At 71.1% G+C, this 15643-nt stretch carries 11 protein-coding genes, 1 tRNA gene and 1 other RNA gene; 11 read left to right on the top strand and 2 right to left on the bottom strand.

Going from position 1 to position 15643, the window contains the following annotated elements:
* Window positions 1-162 precede the first annotated feature (162 nt).
* Window positions 163-1479 (top strand): LCP family protein, encoded by a 1317-nt coding sequence (locus tag QOM21_RS17160; protein ID WP_407551085.1) that lies wholly within the window; start codon window positions 163-165, stop codon window positions 1477-1479.
* A gap of 18 nt (window positions 1480-1497) precedes the next feature.
* Here QOM21_RS17160 and QOM21_RS17155 read toward each other — a convergent pair whose 3' ends face one another.
* The gene (locus tag QOM21_RS17155; RefSeq protein WP_407551083.1) at window positions 1498-3555 is read right to left on the bottom strand and encodes a TerD family protein; all 2058 of its coding nucleotides are present in this window, start codon (window positions 3553-3555) and stop codon (window positions 1498-1500) included.
* Between the two features lie 476 nt (window positions 3556-4031).
* A tRNA-Ser gene (locus QOM21_RS17150) sits at window positions 4032-4116 on the bottom strand.
* 131 nt (window positions 4117-4247) lie between these two features.
* Here QOM21_RS17150 and ffs point away from each other — a divergent pair.
* The 10 genes from ffs to QOM21_RS17100 all read left to right on the top strand — a co-directional run bounded on the left by ffs (window position 4248) and on the right by QOM21_RS17100 (window position 15592).
* An RNA gene (gene ffs / locus QOM21_RS17145) (signal recognition particle sRNA small type) lies at window positions 4248-4346 on the top strand.
* Window positions 4347-4392: 46 nt separating this feature from the next.
* Window positions 4393-7041, top strand: a complete 2649-nt coding sequence (locus QOM21_RS17140; protein ID WP_407551081.1) for a DNA polymerase III subunit gamma and tau — start codon at window positions 4393-4395, stop codon at window positions 7039-7041.
* A 318-nt stretch (window positions 7042-7359) separates the two neighbouring features.
* Complete coding sequence (locus QOM21_RS17135; RefSeq protein WP_398560500.1) at window positions 7360-7719, top strand: YbaB/EbfC family nucleoid-associated protein; 360 nt, start codon at window positions 7360-7362, stop codon at window positions 7717-7719.
* Window positions 7720-7770: 51 nt separating this feature from the next.
* Window positions 7771-8370, top strand: a complete 600-nt coding sequence (gene recR, locus QOM21_RS17130) for a recombination mediator RecR (protein ID WP_006604196.1) — start codon at window positions 7771-7773, stop codon at window positions 8368-8370.
* Window positions 8363-9022, top strand: coding sequence for a DUF5063 domain-containing protein (locus QOM21_RS17125; RefSeq protein WP_393892868.1), 660 nt, complete (start codon window positions 8363-8365; stop codon window positions 9020-9022). The genes recR and QOM21_RS17125 overlap by 8 nt, the downstream gene beginning before the upstream one ends.
* A gap of 529 nt (window positions 9023-9551) precedes the next feature.
* Window positions 9552-10823 (top strand): aspartate kinase, encoded by a 1272-nt coding sequence (locus QOM21_RS17120; RefSeq protein WP_393893260.1) that lies wholly within the window; start codon window positions 9552-9554, stop codon window positions 10821-10823.
* A complete protein-coding gene (locus tag QOM21_RS17115) occupies window positions 10820-11935 on the top strand; it encodes an aspartate-semialdehyde dehydrogenase (RefSeq protein WP_407551077.1) in 1116 nt (371 codons plus the stop codon). The genes QOM21_RS17120 and QOM21_RS17115 overlap by 4 nt, the downstream gene beginning before the upstream one ends.
* Before the next feature lie 372 nt (window positions 11936-12307).
* The gene (locus tag QOM21_RS17110; RefSeq protein ID WP_407551076.1) at window positions 12308-12970 is read left to right on the top strand and encodes a SigE family RNA polymerase sigma factor; all 663 of its coding nucleotides are present in this window, start codon (window positions 12308-12310) and stop codon (window positions 12968-12970) included.
* A gap of 854 nt (window positions 12971-13824) precedes the next feature.
* Complete coding sequence (locus QOM21_RS17105) at window positions 13825-14661, top strand: hypothetical protein (RefSeq protein WP_407551074.1); 837 nt, start codon at window positions 13825-13827, stop codon at window positions 14659-14661.
* Window positions 14662-14749: 88 nt separating this feature from the next.
* Complete coding sequence (locus QOM21_RS17100) at window positions 14750-15592, top strand: SURF1 family protein (protein ID WP_407551072.1); 843 nt, start codon at window positions 14750-14752, stop codon at window positions 15590-15592.
* Window positions 15593-15643: the final 51 nt, after the last annotated feature.

Below are 15643 nucleotides of genomic sequence, written 5' to 3'. Positions count from 1 at the left end.
GGTCATTTGTGAAGGTTGCCCGGATCCCCCGGTGGACAGCAGGCGTCCGCAAGGTGAACTGGATCACCGCGACAGCCCCTCACCCCCTTTCACCAGGCATTTCTCCCGTGCAGAATTCTGGACTGTTTGGTGAAGGGCACGTGGGCGGGCAGACTGCCGCCCATGACTGATTGGCTGGAGGGGGCACCCGACCGAGGCCGGCGAGGCGACGGGGAGGCGACGCACCGCAGAACCGGACAGGTGTGGAGCCACGCCGCCTACCCGTCCCACACGGGCCCGCCACAGTCCCCCCACACCCCTCCGCGCCACCCCGACGCGTACGCCTCGGGCCTTCCGGACAGGCGCGGCGGTCACCCCGGCGGGGGAGCGCCCGTCCGTCCCGTGCGAGGACCGGGCGGCCAGGGCCCCGGCAGCGGCTCCGGCCCCGGCAGCGGCTCCGGCCCCGGCACCGGTGGCCGCAGCCGGCGGTCCGCCCCGGCCCGCCCCAGTCGGCGACGCAAGCTCACCCGGGCCGCGATCCTGCTGGCCGGCGTGCTCCTGGTCACCTCGGGCGGCACGTACGTCTGGGCGGACACCGAGCTCAACCGCGACGTGGACCTCGCGAAGATCGCGGACCGTCCGGCGGCCGGCGCCGGCACCAACTACCTGATCGTGGGCTCCGACAGCCGCGCGGGCCTCTCCGAAAAGGCCAAGAAGGACCTGCACGCCGGCGGCTCGGCCGACGCCGGCCGCCGCACCGACTCGATGATCCTGCTGCACACCGGCGCCCACGGCACCACGATGATGAGCCTGCCGCGCGACTCCTGGGTGACCGTCCCGCCGTACATCCGCCCCGAGACCGGCAAGCACTACGCCGCGTCGAGGAACAAGCTCAACGCGGCGTTCTCGCTCGGCGGCCCCGACCTCCTCGTGCGGACCATCGAGCACAACACGGGCCTGCGCATCAACCACTACACGGAGATCGGCTTCGCGGGCTTCGTGGGCCTCGTCGACGCGGTCGGCGGCGTGCAGATGTGCCTCGACAAGGACGTCAAGGACGAGAAGTCGGGTGCGGACCTCAAGAAGGGCTGCCACGTCCTCGACGGCCGCACCGCGCTCGCGTTCGTCCGCCAGCGCCACCAGGAGGCCGAGGGCGACCTGGGCCGCAGCCAGAACCAGCAGAAGTTCCTGGCCGCGCTCGCCAACAAGGCGGCCACTCCCGGCACCCTGCTCGACCCGGCCAAGGTCTATCCGACGATGAGCGCGGGACTGGACACGATCATCGTGGACAAGGACATGGGCCTGCCGGGCCTCACCGCGCTCTTCCAGGCCATGAAGAACGTGACGTCCGGCAACGGCAAGCGCCTCAACGTCCCGGTGTCCGACACCTCCTTCGCCACCCCCAAGGGCAGCGCCGTGAAGTGGGACCTCCCCCAGGCGAAGCGGACCTTCACCGAACTGCGCAACGACCAGCCGGTGACCCTCCCCGCCAAACCCTGACCGGGCCCGCCGGCCGCGTCAGCCCACGCCGGCGGCCTCGCGCGCGGGGCGCCGCTCCGCCGCGGGCAGATGCGCGACGACACTCGCGTGGAACTGGTCCACGGCCTCGTCGACGCTCCGGATGAACCCGGACTCGGCGCTGCCGCGAGTGGCGCCCATGCCCTTGAACAGCGACAGCCGGAAACCGGTGATCCGCGCCCCCTCCTTGGGAAGCAGGTCGGCCGGTTCCGGACGCAGCCGCTCCAGGGTGCCGCGCGGACCGCTACCGGACTCGACCAGGGTCTCGACATGCAGATCCGCGGGCGCCGCCGCCAGCAGCCGGAGCAGGCGCTTGACCGAGGTGAGCGGGTAACTGCCCTCGGGCGCGGCCACCTCCACCGAGGTACGCAACTTCCCGGTACGCAGATCAGCGGTGATCGCCAGCACGCCGGGAGCGCCGTCGATACGCAGCTCGGCGGTCAACCGGCCCTCGTCGCACAGCCGGTCGGCGAGCACTGTCCGCCGGGCATGCGGATCGGCGCTGCGCCGCCCCCGCTGCACCGGCAGTGCCTTCTGGCCGAGTTCTCCACCCAGCCGCAGGCAGACCTGCCGGATGAGCCGTTCCCAGCTCTCGACGACCTCGACGGCGCGCCCGTCACCCCGGCAGAGCGTCTCCGTGTCGATGCCCCTGCGCACCGGCACCCAGGCCGGGCCCATGTTCTGGAAGCCGTGGCAGCCCGAGTTGTCGTGCTGGAGGTAGTGCAGGAGTTCCTGAAGCAGCCAGGCGTGCGCGGCGTTGCCGACGCCCTCGTGACGGATCAGCATCTGGGCCTGATGGGCCACCTCGGCCCACGACAGGTGCCAGAGAGCGACCTTGTGCTTGCGGCGGCCGTCCGTCTTGACCTCCACCAGCGGACGGCCCTCCAGGGCAACGTCGTTGGAGAGGGTGATGACCGCCTCGTAGCCCCGGCGCGCGGCGATGTCCATGTAGTTCTGGACCTGTTCCGACCTGAGGGCGTTCCCATTGGTCTTCACTTCGACCAGGGCGGTCCACAGCTTGCCCGCACGCTCCACCCGGATCACGCCGTCCGGGCGCTTCGGGGTCTCTCCGTGGGGAAGGGCGACCTCGGTGAAGGTCTGCATACGGCCGGCCGGCGCGCCGAAGGCCGCGGTCAGCCGCCGCCCGAATTCGGGCACCTCGGCCATGACGGAAAGCAGCAGGGAAGTGGCCCGCCCCTCGCGCTCCTTGTCGCTCTTCAGCGCCCCCGCGGGGAAGAGGCGGGCCGAACTCCAACTGTCGTTCTCCGCGAGCGACTTCTTCTCCGCCTTGGGCAGAGTGACCTTCTTCTTGGCGGTACGGGGCCGCCGCGCACGAGCCGGCGCCGGAGCAACATCGTCGGCCTGCGCCTTAGGTGATTCCTGCGCCGTTTGCGATTCCTGTGCCGTACGCGATTGGGCCGGAACCGTCACCACCGGCTCGGCGACGGCCGGTTGCGGCGCTTCGCCCGTGGGCTCCGCCGCCACTACGGACTCCGCACCGGCGTCGTCGCCCTCGTCGTCCACATCGATGCCGAAGTCCGTGGCGAGACCCGCCAGGCCGGTCTCGTAGCCCTGGCCGATCGCCCGGAACTTCCACCCGTCGCCCCGCCGGTACAGCTCGCCGAAGAGGAACGCGCTCTCCACGCCCGCCTCGGTGATGGAGTAGCCGAGCAGGGCCTCTCCGGCCCGGTCGGCGAGCGTCAGGCGCAGGTCGTCCAGTTCCCCGAAGCGGGAGTCGCCGTACTGGCTCGCCGCCAGCACGATGCGTTCGACGTCGGGGGCCACCGCGGTCAGATCGAGGCTGATGCGGTCCTCACTTCCCGCGCCGTTCGGTGTCTTGCCCAGCAACTGCACGCTGCCGTCGGCGGAAGCGGGGTTGTTGTAGAAGAAGAAATCGGCATCGCTGCGGACCTTGCCGCCGGCGCCCAGCAGGAGGACGGACACATCCGCGTCCCCCTCGCCGGCCACGCTGCTCCAGCTCAGGCTCACGACGACGGCACCGGCGTCCTCGCTCAGGGCTGCCAGGTCGATGTTGGAGCCCTTGGTCATCTCGTGCATGCAGTCCCCCCCAACGAGCGGCCACCCCCGCACCCGCCCGGGCAGCCACTACATGTCGATCCGTGACGCGACGTGTACTCCCTGCGCACGGAACTGCACCGTAGCGCTCACGACGACGCCCGGCGGGCCGATCCCACAAACCCCCGAACGAGAAACCAACAAGCCCCGAAAACGACCCCCAAGCCCCCGAACCTGCCCGCCGGCACGGCACCACGCATCCAACTCATCCACCGCACACACGCGACGAACCCGCCCCCCGCTTCGCGCGCTTCGCGCCGCCCCAGGCTCACCGCCGCAACACCCCACACCCCGCCGACCGCCCCCCACGCGAACCCACAAGGGTGTGTCCTACGCCATGCCCCAACGCCAAAGGCGCGGACCGCCGGTGCTCTCCCGACACGCGACCGCAGGCAACAACGACGAAGGCCCCGGCCGGTTTCCCGGTCGGGGCCTTCGTTCAGCCCGGTGAGGCTGGGCGGAGGATACGAGATTCGAACTCGTGAGGGGTTGCCCCCAACACGCTTTCCAAGCGTGCGCCCTAGGCCACTAGGCGAATCCTCCGCCGCAAACAATACAAGACGTTGGGGAGTGCTCGCGAACATGATCCGGAGCCGGCATCCGGGTGGGGGTTCGCGAGGGGGTCCGGGCGGGGGCGGGGTCGTTTCCCGGGCGGGGAATCCGCTACTGTGGTGCGCAGCCCCTCACGTGGCGCTATCTGACTGAACTCCCCCAGGGCCGGAAGGCAGCAAGGGTAGGTCGGCTCTGGCGGGTGCGTGGGGGGCGCTTGCGTTTGCGGGGCCGGGCCGGTTGTCGGTGCGGGCCGATATCGTCGTATGCGTGTCGTCCCTTGCGCTGTACCGCCGCTACCGACCCGAGACCTTCGCCGAGGTCATCGGGCAAGAGCACGTGACCGATCCGCTGCAGCAGGCGCTGCGGAACAACCGCGTCAACCATGCGTATCTGTTCAGCGGGCCGCGTGGCTGCGGCAAGACGACCAGTGCGCGGATCCTGGCGCGCTGCCTCAACTGTGAGCAAGGTCCCACTCCCACGCCGTGCGGGACCTGCCAGTCCTGTGTGGACCTCGCGCGCAACGGCCGCGGCTCGATCGATGTGATCGAGATCGACGCGGCGTCGCACGGTGGCGTGGACGACGCCCGTGAGCTGCGCGAGAAGGCGTTCTTCGGCCCGGCGAGCAGCCGCTACAAGATCTACATCATCGACGAGGCCCACATGGTCACCTCGGCGGGCTTCAACGCCCTGCTGAAGGTCGTCGAGGAGCCACCGGAGCACCTGAAGTTCATCTTCGCCACGACCGAGCCAGAGAAGGTCATCGGGACGATCCGGTCGCGTACGCACCACTACCCCTTCCGGCTGGTGCCGCCCGGGACCCTGCGGGAGTACCTCGCGGAGGTGTGCGGCCGCGAGTCGGCTCCCGTCGAGGACGGGGTGCTGCCCCTGGTGGTGCGCGCGGGTGCCGGGTCGGTGCGTGACTCGATGTCCGTGATGGACCAGCTCCTCGCCGGCGCGGGCGACGACGGTGTGACATACGCCATGGCGACGGCGCTCCTGGGCTACACGGACGGCTCGCTGCTGGACTCGATCGTGGAGGCGTTCGCCTCGGGCGACGGGGCGGCGGCCTTCGAGGTCGTGGACCGGGTCATCGAGGGCGGCAACGATCCGCGGCGTTTCGTCGCGGACCTCCTGGAGCGGCTGCGGGATCTGGTGATCCTGGCGGCCGTGCCGGACGCGGGGGAGAAGGGGCTGATCGACGCCCCGGCCGATGTCGTGGAGCGGATGACCGCGCAGGCCTCCGTTTTCGGCGCGGCGGAGCTGAGCCGGGCCGCCGATCTGGTCAACACGGGTCTGACGGAGATGCGCGGGGCGACGTCGCCGCGGTTGCAGCTGGAGCTGATCTGCGCCCGGGTGCTGCTGCCTGCGGCGTACGACGACGAGCGGTCTGTGCAGGCGCGGCTGGACCGTCTGGAGCGGGGCGTGGGCGGCGCCGCACCGGGCGGCACCATGGGCGGGGGCGGAGCCGGCGCGCCGGTGGTCTCTTCCGGTGGCGGGCCCGCCGCCGGCTACGTACCCGGTCCCGAGGCGCATCCGGTGGCACCGCCCGCAGGGCCCTCCGGTCCGGCGGCCGCGCGCGCCGCGGTGCGCGGAGCTGTCGGCGGAGGGCCAGGAGCGACCGGCCCGTCCGGACAGGCTGTATCGGGGGCACCCGAGGGGACGCCGCCCGGTGGGGGCGTGGAGCATCAGCGGGCCGACGGCGGTGCCGGTTCCGCCGGGCCGCAGGCAGGGCAGCACGGCGCGTCGCAGGGCGGTCCGCAGACGGAGGCGGGTTCTCCGGGCGGGCCGCAGGGCGGTCAGGAATCCGGTCCGCAGGGCGGTGAGCGCGGGGGTGCGCCCACTCGGCCCGGCGCGTGGCCGGGGAGTGGATCCGCACCCGGCGGTGCGAGCGCCCCGGGCGGTGAGGCCGGTCCTGGTGGTCCTGGTGGTCCCGGTGGGGCGGACGGGCCTGTTGGTGACGAGGGTGCTGCGGCTCGGCCCGGCGCGTGGCCGGGGAGCGGCGGAGCCGCCACCGGTGGCGGGGCTCGGCAGCCCGGCGGCTGGCCCTCGGCGGTTGCCCCCGGACAGGGCGGCCAGGGACAGGGAAGCCAGGGACAGGGAAGCCAGGGGCCGCAGGGCGGCGCGCCCGCCGGGCCACCTGCCGCGGCCGGGCCCTCGCAGCCTTCGCAGCCCGGCCCCGGGCAGCAGCCTGCGCAGGGCGGGCCACCGCCGGGGAGCGCGCAGGGCGCCGCGCAGGTGCGGCAGATGTGGCCGGACATCCTGGACGCGGTGAAGGGTCGTCGGCGATTCACCTGGATCCTCCTGAGCCAGAACGCCCAGGTCTCCGGTTTCGACGGCACGACCCTCCAGATCGGCTTTCCCAACGCCGGGGCGCGTGACAGCTTCGCCAACGGCGGGAGCGAGGACGTGCTCAAGGAGGTACTGGCCGAGAAGTTCCAGGTGCAGTGGCGCGTCGAGGCGATCGTCGACCCCTCGGGCGGTACGAACCCACCGGCCGGCGGCGCCCCGCGGAGCGGTGGCGGCGGTTTCGGCGGCGGCTACGGTGGCGCGCCCGCCGCGCCCCAGCAGCCCGCGCCTCAGCAACCTCCGCAGCAGAGCCCCCCGGCGCCCGAGGCGTCCGGTGGGCAGTTCGGGCAGGCCGGCGGCTCGGGCGGCTCGGGTGGCCCGGGCGGCTCCGGAGGCGGCAGCCAGGGTGCCCGGATGGCCCGGGAGGCCGTCTCCACGCAGGCTTCCGGGGGCGGTCAGAACGCTTCCGCGCCGGAGCAGTCGTACGCGCCGGAGCCCCCGATGTCCATCGAGTACGACATGCCGGCCGAGGACGACCCCGATCTCGTCGACTCCGCGCTCAGCGGCCACGACCTGATCATGCGCGAACTGGGCGCGACGGTGGTTGAGGAGTTCAACAACAACGAGTGAGCGGGCAGAGCGGCCACCGGCCCGCGGACCGATCCGCGGGCAGAAGCGTGGGCCGGGCTCGGCTCCCTCGGAGCTGAGCGGGCCGACGACCAGGCCATGTGCCATGAACATGCCGCCCATGGATCGGCTCGCCCCGGGTCACTCTTCGGTGGCCCCGCCCCGTACGCCCGGATTGCCGCGAATCGGCGGTGTCGCGGGGGCAGTGGGCGGATCAGACGTACATCCGTGCTCCTCCGTACGGCGTAGGGCGCGCCGCCCCTGAAACACGTAGGCTCGGGCTACCGCATCAAATAGTTGTCGTATGGCAGGAGTCACGTCGTGATCCCCGGTGGTCAGCCCAATATGCAGCAGCTGCTTCAGCAGGCCCAGAAGATGCAGCAGGATCTCGCGGCCGCCCAGCAGGAACTCGCGGAGACGCCCGTCGAGGGCTCCGCGGGTGGCGGCCTGGTCAAGGCGACGGTGACCGGCTCAGGCGAACTGCAGGGCCTGGTCATCGACCCCAAGGCGGTCGACCCGGAGGCCGGCTCGGCGGAGGAGAACGCCGAGACCATCGCCGACCTCGTGCTCGCCGCGGTCCGCGACGCGAACGCGAGCGCCCAGCAGCTTCAGCAGCAGAAGCTCGGCCCGCTCGCCCAGGGTCTGGGCGGCGGCAGTGGAATCCCCGGTCTCCCTTTCTGAGGAGTAGCCAACTAGCGTACGCAGTACGGCAGAAGAGAGAGAAGACGCTCCGTGTATGAAGGCGTGGTTCAGGATCTGATCGACGAGTTGGGCAGGCTGCCCGGCGTCGGTCCCAAGAGCGCGCAGCGGATCGCCTTTCACATTCTTCAGGCCGAGCCGACCGATGTCCGCCGGCTTGCCAACGCGTTGATGGAGGTCAAGGCGAAGGTCCGGTTCTGCAGCGTGTGCGGCAATGTCGCGCAGGAGGAGCAGTGCCGGGTCTGCCTGGACCCGCGACGCGATCCGGCGGTCATCTGTGTGGTGGAAGAGCCCAAGGACGTCGTGGCGATCGAGCGGACGCGTGAGTTCCGCGGTCGCTACCACGTGCTGGGTGGGGCGATCAGCCCGATCGAGGGCGTCGGCCCCGACGACCTGCGGATCAGGGAACTGCTGGCCAGGCTGGCGGACGGCACCGTCACCGAGCTGATCCTGGCCACCGACCCGAATCTGGAGGGCGAGGCCACGGCCACCTATCTGGCCCGCATGATCAAACCCATGGGGCTGAGAGTGACGCGACTGGCCAGCGGACTGCCGGTCGGAGGCGACCTGGAGTATGCGGACGAGGTCACGCTCGGGCGGGCCTTCGAAGGGAGGAGACTTCTCGATGTCTGATGCCACGCTGCACAACGCGACGCAGAACCCGGATGATTTCGCCGTATCGATCTCCGACTCGATCGAGAGCTTCATCGTCGCGGTGACGGAGGTCGCCAAGGGCGACGAGCCGGACAGTGCGGTGCCGTTCCTGTTGCTGGAGATCTCCCAGCTGCTGCTCACGGGCGGCCGGCTGGGTGCCCACGAGGACATCGTTCCCGACGAGCGGTACGAGCCGGACAGCGGCCCGGAGCCGGACGTCGACGATCTGCGGGAGCGGTTCGCCACGCTGCTCGACCCGGTGGATGTGTACTCCGAGGTCTTCGACCCCTACGTGCCGCGCAGTGAGCCGGTGCCCTGCCGGGTCTCCGATGACCTCGCCGACATCGTCACCGACCTCCGGCACGGGCTGGCGCACTACCGCGCGGGCCGGGTCAGCGAGGCCCTCTGGTGGTGGCAGTTCTCCTACCTCTCCAACTGGGGCCCGACCGCCTCGGCCGCACTGCGCGCGCTGCAGTCGCTGGTCGCCCACGTACGCCTCGACCAGCCGCTGGACGAGCTGAACGGTCTGGACACGGACAGCGACGACGGTGGCGAGGACCGGCTCGCGGAGGAGGCCGGCAAGGTCATGGCGGCGGAGATCGCGGGACCGCTGGGGCTGCGGCGGGTGTGAGCCGCGGTCGGCGGACCGCGCCAGGGTTCGGCTGCGCGACGTCCGCCATACGGCGGCACGGCAGGCTGCATAGGGCGGGGTGCCTCGGGCAGGCGCTGCCAGGAAGGGCCCGGTGGGCCCGGGATCCGGCGGCGCGAGGCCGGATCGGCGGTGGCCCGGACAGGTCCGGCCGGTGGCCTGGACAGGGCGTTCGGATGGCCCGCCGCCTCGACCGCGGCGTGTCGCATGGCGTGTGACCTGCGTTACGGGCGTATGTGAGCTGGGTTACGTTTCCGTGTGTTCCTGCCCGGAGCGGGCATGTGCTCGCCGGGCAGGCGCAACGGTGCGCCGCGCGAATCCCGCCCCTGGGGCATGGCGATCATCGCGCCCGGTGGCTGAGAAATCAGCGATCGAGCGATGAGTTTCGTGTCTCAGGATGTGGTATTCGCGGGGCGGGTTCCGCTTGCTCGGTAGACTGAGCCGACCGCAGTACCCCCATTTCCGGGGGTCCGGGAGGAAACTCCCGATGAGACAGTTGCGAGGAGCGCACGTGGGCCTTGTCGTGCAGAAGTACGGCGGCTCATCCGTTGCGGATGCCGAGGGCATCAAGCGCGTTGCCAAGCGAGTCGTCGAAGCCAAGAAGAACGGCAACCAGGTTGTCGTGGTGGTTTCGGCGATGGGCGACACGACGGACGAGCTGATCGATCTCGCTCAGGAAGTGTCCCCGATTCCGTCGGGGCGCGAGTTCGACATGCTGCTGACCGCCGGAGAGCGGATCTCCATGGCCCTGCTGGCGATGGCGATCAAAAACCTCGGCCATGAGGCGCAGTCCTTCACCGGCAGCCAGGCCGGCGTCATCACCGATTCCGTGCACAACAAGGCACGGATCATCGATGTCACGCCGGGCCGCATCAAGACCTCGGTCGACGAGGGCAATATCGCCATCGTCGCCGGCTTCCAGGGTGTGTCCCAGGACAAGAAGGACATCACGACGCTGGGGCGAGGCGGGTCGGACACGACCGCCGTCGCGCTGGCGGCCGCCCTGAACGCCGATGTCTGTGAGATCTACACCGATGTCGACGGCGTCTTCACCGCTGACCCGCGGGTCGTGAAGAAGGCCCGGAAGATCGACTGGATCTCCTTCGAGGACATGCTGGAGCTGGCCAGTTCCGGCTCCAAGGTGCTGCTGCACCGTTGCGTCGAGTACGCACGTCGATACAACATCCCGATCCACGTCCGCTCCTCCTTCTCGGGGCTCAAGGGCACGTGGGTCAGCAACGAACCGCAAGGGGACCAGCCGATGGAGCAGGCGATCATCTCGGGCGTCGCACACGACACCTCCGAGGCGAAGGTCACGGTCGTCGGAGTTCCGGACAAGCCGGGCGAGGCCGCGCGCATCTTCCGTGCGATCGCGGACTCCGAGGTCAACATCGACATGGTCGTCCAGAACGTGTCGGCCGCGTCCACGGGCCTGACCGACATCTCGTTCACCCTCCCCAAGGCGGAGGGCCGCAAGGCCGTCGCCGCCCTGGAGAAGACCCGTGCGGCGGTCGGTTTCGACTCGCTGCGCTACGACGACCAGATCGCCAAGATCTCGCTGGTCGGCGCCGGGATGAAGACCAATCCCGGTGTCACGGCGACGTTCTTCGAGGCGCTGTCCAACGCGGGTGTGAACATCGAGCTCATCTCGACCTCCGAGATCCGTATCTCGGTCGTCACCCGCGCCGATGACGTCAACGAGGCCGTGCAGGCCGTCCACACCGCCTTCGGTCTCGACAGTGAGACCGACGAGGCCGTGGTCTATGGCGGCACCGGACGATGATTCCGGCCGAGGCGGGCCGTCCGTCCCACGCCGTCATCGCGGGGGCGGACGCCCGTACGGCCCGTAAGCCGCATCTCGCCGTCGTCGGTGCCACCGGTGCCGTCGGCTCGGTCCTGCTCGGCATCCTGTCCGAGCGGGCCGACATCTGGGGCGAGATCCGGCTGATCGCCTCTCCCCGCTCGGCCGGCCGCAAGCTGACCGTGCGGGGCGAGGAGACCGAGGTCATCGCACTCGCCGAGGATGCCTTCGACGGCATCGACGTCGCGATGTTCGATGTCCCGGACGACGTCTCCGCGCAGTGGGCACCGGTCGCGGTGTCCAAGGGCGCGGTGGTCGTGGACAACTCGGGTTCGTTCCGGATGGATCCGGACGTGCCCCTCGTGGTGCCCGAGGTCAACGCGCACGCCGCGCGGCTGCGCCCTCGCGGGATCATCGCCAACCCGAACTGCACGACCCTCTCGATGATCGTGGCGCTCGGTGCGCTGCACGCCGAGTACGGACTGAGCGGGCTGGTCGTCTCCTCCTACCAGGCCGTATCGGGAGCGGGGAAGGCCGGCGTGGACACGCTGCGGGCGCAGCTCTCCGCGGTGTCCGGCACGGACCTGGGCACCAAGCCGGGCGATGTGCGGCGGGCGGTCGGCGACACGCTGGGGCCCTTCCCGGACCCGATAGCGCTCAACGTCGTGCCGTGGGCCGGCTCGCTCCAGGAGGACGGCTGGTCCTCCGAGGAGCTCAAGGTCCGTAACGAGTCCCGCAAGATCCTCGGGCTGCCGGACCTGCCGGTCAGCGTCACCTGTGTACGGGTGCCGGTCATCACCACCCACTCGCTCGCCGTGCACGCGCGGTTCGAGAACGAGGTCACCGTCGCGGGCGCGCACGAGATCCTCGCCGCGGCGCCCGGTGTGGTGCTCAGCGACGACCCGGCCGAGGGCGAGTACCCCACTCCTTCCGATGTCGTCGGCACGGACCCGACCTGGGTCGGGCGGGTGCGGCGGTCGCTGGACGATCCGCGGGCGCTGGAGCTGTTCGTGTGCGGGGACAACCTGCGCAAGGGCGCGGCGCTGAACACGGCACAGATCGGCGAGCTGGTCGCCGGCGAGCTGCGCGGATAGCGATTCCGCGGGCGACTTGGCGGGATTGGCCGTCGCGGGCCGGGCCGCGTAGGAGATACTTTGTGCACCGTGTGAAGATCCTGTGAGCACATTGTTGGTCCCAACCGCTTGATCTGGGCTGACGATCTGTTCGACCATTCGCTCCCCGCCGTACTGCAACCGGCAGTTGGGTGGGGAGCGTCTTTGTGGCCGCCCCTCCATAGGTGGCTCGGTGCGTCCGCGGGCCTGTGTGGGGCCCCCGGCGACGGGGTGAATGCGTCGGGATAAATGGTGCATTGAGGAAGAGCTGGTACGCATGAGGGCATTTGACGCATCGTCAAAGACGGTGTCTTGCGCGTACAACCCTTGTGGGGGGAAGCGTGTCCAACAGGCGTGGCAGAGGTACTCGGATTCACCATCGCCCCAGGGGGGACAGCAGGCGCGACAGTGCGCCCGCCGCGCTCCCGTGTGTCCGGGGGCATGCCAGTGATCGCCCCCTGGCCCACCGCGGGTCCCGCGCAGCTTCCTTCTCAGCGTGGGGACACTGACGACGCGATGGCAGCGGGCACAACAGTCGACCATCTGACCGAGACCTACCGCGCGCACTACCGTTCCCTCCTCGGTCTCGCCGCGCTGCTCCTGGATGACACCGCCTCGTGCGAGGACGTCGTCCAGGAAGCGTTCATCCGCGTGCACTCCGCCCGCGGACGGGTGCGTGACCCGGAGAAGACCCTCGCCTATCTCCGGCAGACGGTCGTCAACCTCTCGCGCTCCGCGCTGCGCCGCCGCATCCTCGGGCTGAAGCTGCTGTCCAAGCCGATGCCCGACATGGCGAGCGCCGAGGAAGGCGCGTACGACCTGCTGGAGCGGGACCAACTGATCAAGGCGATGCGCGGGTTGCAGCGCAGGCAGCGCGAAGTACTGGTGCTGCGCTATTTCGCCGACATGACCGAGGCGCAGGTCGCCGAGACGCTGGGCATATCGCTCGGCTCGGTCAAGGCGTACGGGTCGCGTGGCATCGCGGCGCTCCGCGTCGCGATGGAGGCTCCAGCATGAGTGGCAAGACGTTCGGCCCGTACGACCCGCACGATCCGTTCCGACGTGGTGAGGCGTTCGCTCCGCGAGGGAGCCGAGGGCTGCACGCGGTACGCGGAACCGGCGGGGCCCCCGAGGCTCAGCAGGCCCGGGAAGCTCGTGAGGCACGTGGTGTGAGGAAGAGGCTCGGACCGGGCGGCGTGAGCGGTCCAGGTGCGCGGGCGACGGGTCCGCGCGGTGAGGTGCGTGGGCTCTACCTGGCGCGAGAGGCGCATTCCGGCCAGGGCGGCACGCCGGATCCGGAGAGCGGGCGGCAGGCCGCCGGAGCGGGCGAGGACATCGCTGTCGGAGGCCCGGCGCGCAAGGGAGGCGTCGGCGAGGCCGGGAGCCGTGGCGCGGCTGCGGCAAGTGATGCCGCGGGGCGCGGTGTTGGGAGTGCCCGGGGCGCTGACCTCGGTGACCTCGGTCATGGTGACGTCGACCACGGTGATGTCCACAGCAGGGACGCCGACCGCGGTGACTTCGGCGCTCGTGATCCTGAGGGCCGTGCCCTCGACCATCGTGACACCGACAGTCGCGCTGCCGACCGTGACGGTGGGCGGGACGCGGTGACCGATGGCGCGGGCCGGGACCACTCCGGCCACGATCGTGGTGGCTTCGGCGGCGGGAGGGGCGACGGTCCGGAGACCGGTGGCGGTCTCGGCGGCGAGGACGAGCTGAGGCGCCTGCTGCACTCCCGCGTCGGCGATCTGCAGCCTGCGCCGGATGCCCTGGAACAGCTGCGGCGTGCCGTGCCGGCCCGCCGTCAGCGTCGCCGGCACGTCGTCGTGGGCGCTGCCGCCGCGCTTCTGCTCGGCGGCACAGCGATCCCCGCCATGATCCATGTCGCCACCTCCCAGGACGGCTCAGAAGACCGCCCCGCCAACGCCGCGAGCAGCCGGCAGACCCAGGGCAGCACCGGTGGCGCGCACGGCGAGGGCACCGAGCAGGCCGACTCGCAGGCGAACGGCAAGGACGGCAGGGCGGTCGGCGAGAGCAAGCAGGGCGGCAAGGGCAAGGCGGCGGAGGGGACCGGCGCGGGGCACGGCGGAGGCGCCGGAGCCCCCGCCCCGGACGAGACGATGGACGTCACCTCGCCGGTCTGCGGCCGCGAACAGCTCGGCCAGGGCACCGGCACGACCGGCCCGGCGGACTCCGAGGGCCGTGTCTACGGCGCGTTCCGCGTGGTCAACACCTCCGGCACCGCCTGTTCGGTCGAGGGCGGCGGCAGCGTCGGGCTGATCGCGCAGGGCTCCACCAATCCCGAGAACATCCACGTGGTCGACCACACCTCCGGCGACGCCGCGACCGGCCTGCCCGATCCGGCCACCACCCCTGACCAGCTTGTTCTCAAGCCGGGCGAGGCATACGAGGTCAAGTTCGCCTGGATCCCCGAGGGTGGCGGCGGCACGACGGGATGCGTCAACCCCGGCCCTTCGCCGACCCCCGACCCCTCCGACGGTCCGGGAGGCTCGCCGGAGACCTCGACGTCGGCAACGGGTGACGGTGGCCAGGCGGGCGGGGAAGACGGGACCGGCGACGGCGGGAGCGCGACCGGCGCCGTCGTGCTCAGCCATACGCCGGAGGCCGGTGAGCCGGCGGCGGCCGACACCAAGATCCCCGAGGCGTGCGCCGGGACGGTCTACCGCACCGAGGCGCTGGCGGCGGAGTAGCGATCGGGCCGCCCTGGTCCTCACGGACGGGGCCGTTCCGTGGAGGGGGCGGTGCGGCCCCTCCGTGCGGGCCCCGTACCGTGGTGGTGTGTACCGGTTCCTGCTGACCCCGCGGTGGTGGGGGATCAACGTCTTCGCCGTACTGGCGATTCCCTTCTGCATCTTCATGGGCAGCTGGCAGCTGAGCCGCTTCGAGGGCCGGGTCGACACCCACCACCAGCAGGAGAACCGCTCCGCCGACGCCAAGGCAGCGGCCGCACGTCCCTTGGACGACCTGCTGCCGGTGGACAAGGTCACCTCCGGCCGGCAGGCAAGCACCCGTGGTCGCTACGACACCGGCCATCAACTGCTCGTCCCCGACCGCACCTTGGAGGACAAGCAGGGCCGGCAGCAGGGCTTCTACGTCCTGACCATGCTGCGCACCGACAGCGGCAAGGCCCTCCCGGTCGTACGCGGCTGGCTGCCCGGCGACGCGAACTCCAAGGCCGATACGGCCAAGGTGCCCGGGCCGCCGAAGGGCGAGGTGACGGTGACCGGAGCGCTCCAGGCGTCCGAGCACCAGGGGACCGACGGTGTGCGGGCCGACGGCGGCCTGCCGCGCGGACAGCTCGGCATGATCAGCGCGGCGTCGCTGGTCAATATCGTGCCGTACGAGGTCTACGACGCGTGGATCACGCTCGCGGACGCCCAGGCCCCGCTGCGCGCCGTTCCGCCGGTGGCGGTGGAGGGCAGCGGGCTGGACCTGAAGGCCTTCCAGAACCTCGGCTACACCGGCGAGTGGTTCGTCTTCGCGGGCTTCGTCGTCTTCATGTGGTTCCGGCTCTTCCGCCGGGAGGCCGAGACCGCCAAGGACGCGGCGCTGGGCATCCTGCCGGAGGAGGACGCGGGCGCGGAGCCGGAGCCCGCACCCGCCGCCCCTGGCGGGTCCTAGACCGGTCCGCGGAGCCCCGCCCGGCCCACTGGCCGGGCACGCCCGCCGCTG

This window comes from Streptomyces sp. Pv4-95 (genome assembly GCF_045782725.1).
GTDB lineage: Bacteria > Actinomycetota > Actinomycetes > Streptomycetales > Streptomycetaceae > Streptomyces.
The sequence above is the reverse complement of the archived record's forward strand: the minus strand, read 5'-3'. Positions and strand labels throughout refer to the sequence as shown.

Excerpts from the sequence above, each read along its gene's own strand:
- QOM21_RS17160 (WP_407551085.1), top strand. The coding sequence starts at position 163 with ATGACTGATTGGCTGGAGGGGGCACCCGACCGAGGCCGGCGAGGCGAC.
- QOM21_RS17155 (WP_407551083.1), bottom strand. The coding sequence starts at position 3,555 with ATGCACGAGATGACCAAGGGCTCCAACATCGACCTGGCAGCCCTGAGC.
- QOM21_RS17125 (WP_393892868.1), top strand. The coding sequence starts at position 8,363 with ATGTCTGATGCCACGCTGCACAACGCGACGCAGAACCCGGATGATTTC.
- QOM21_RS17115 (WP_407551077.1), top strand. The coding sequence starts at position 10,820 with ATGATTCCGGCCGAGGCGGGCCGTCCGTCCCACGCCGTCATCGCGGGG.
- QOM21_RS17105 (WP_407551074.1), top strand. The coding sequence starts at position 13,825 with ATGATCCATGTCGCCACCTCCCAGGACGGCTCAGAAGACCGCCCCGCC.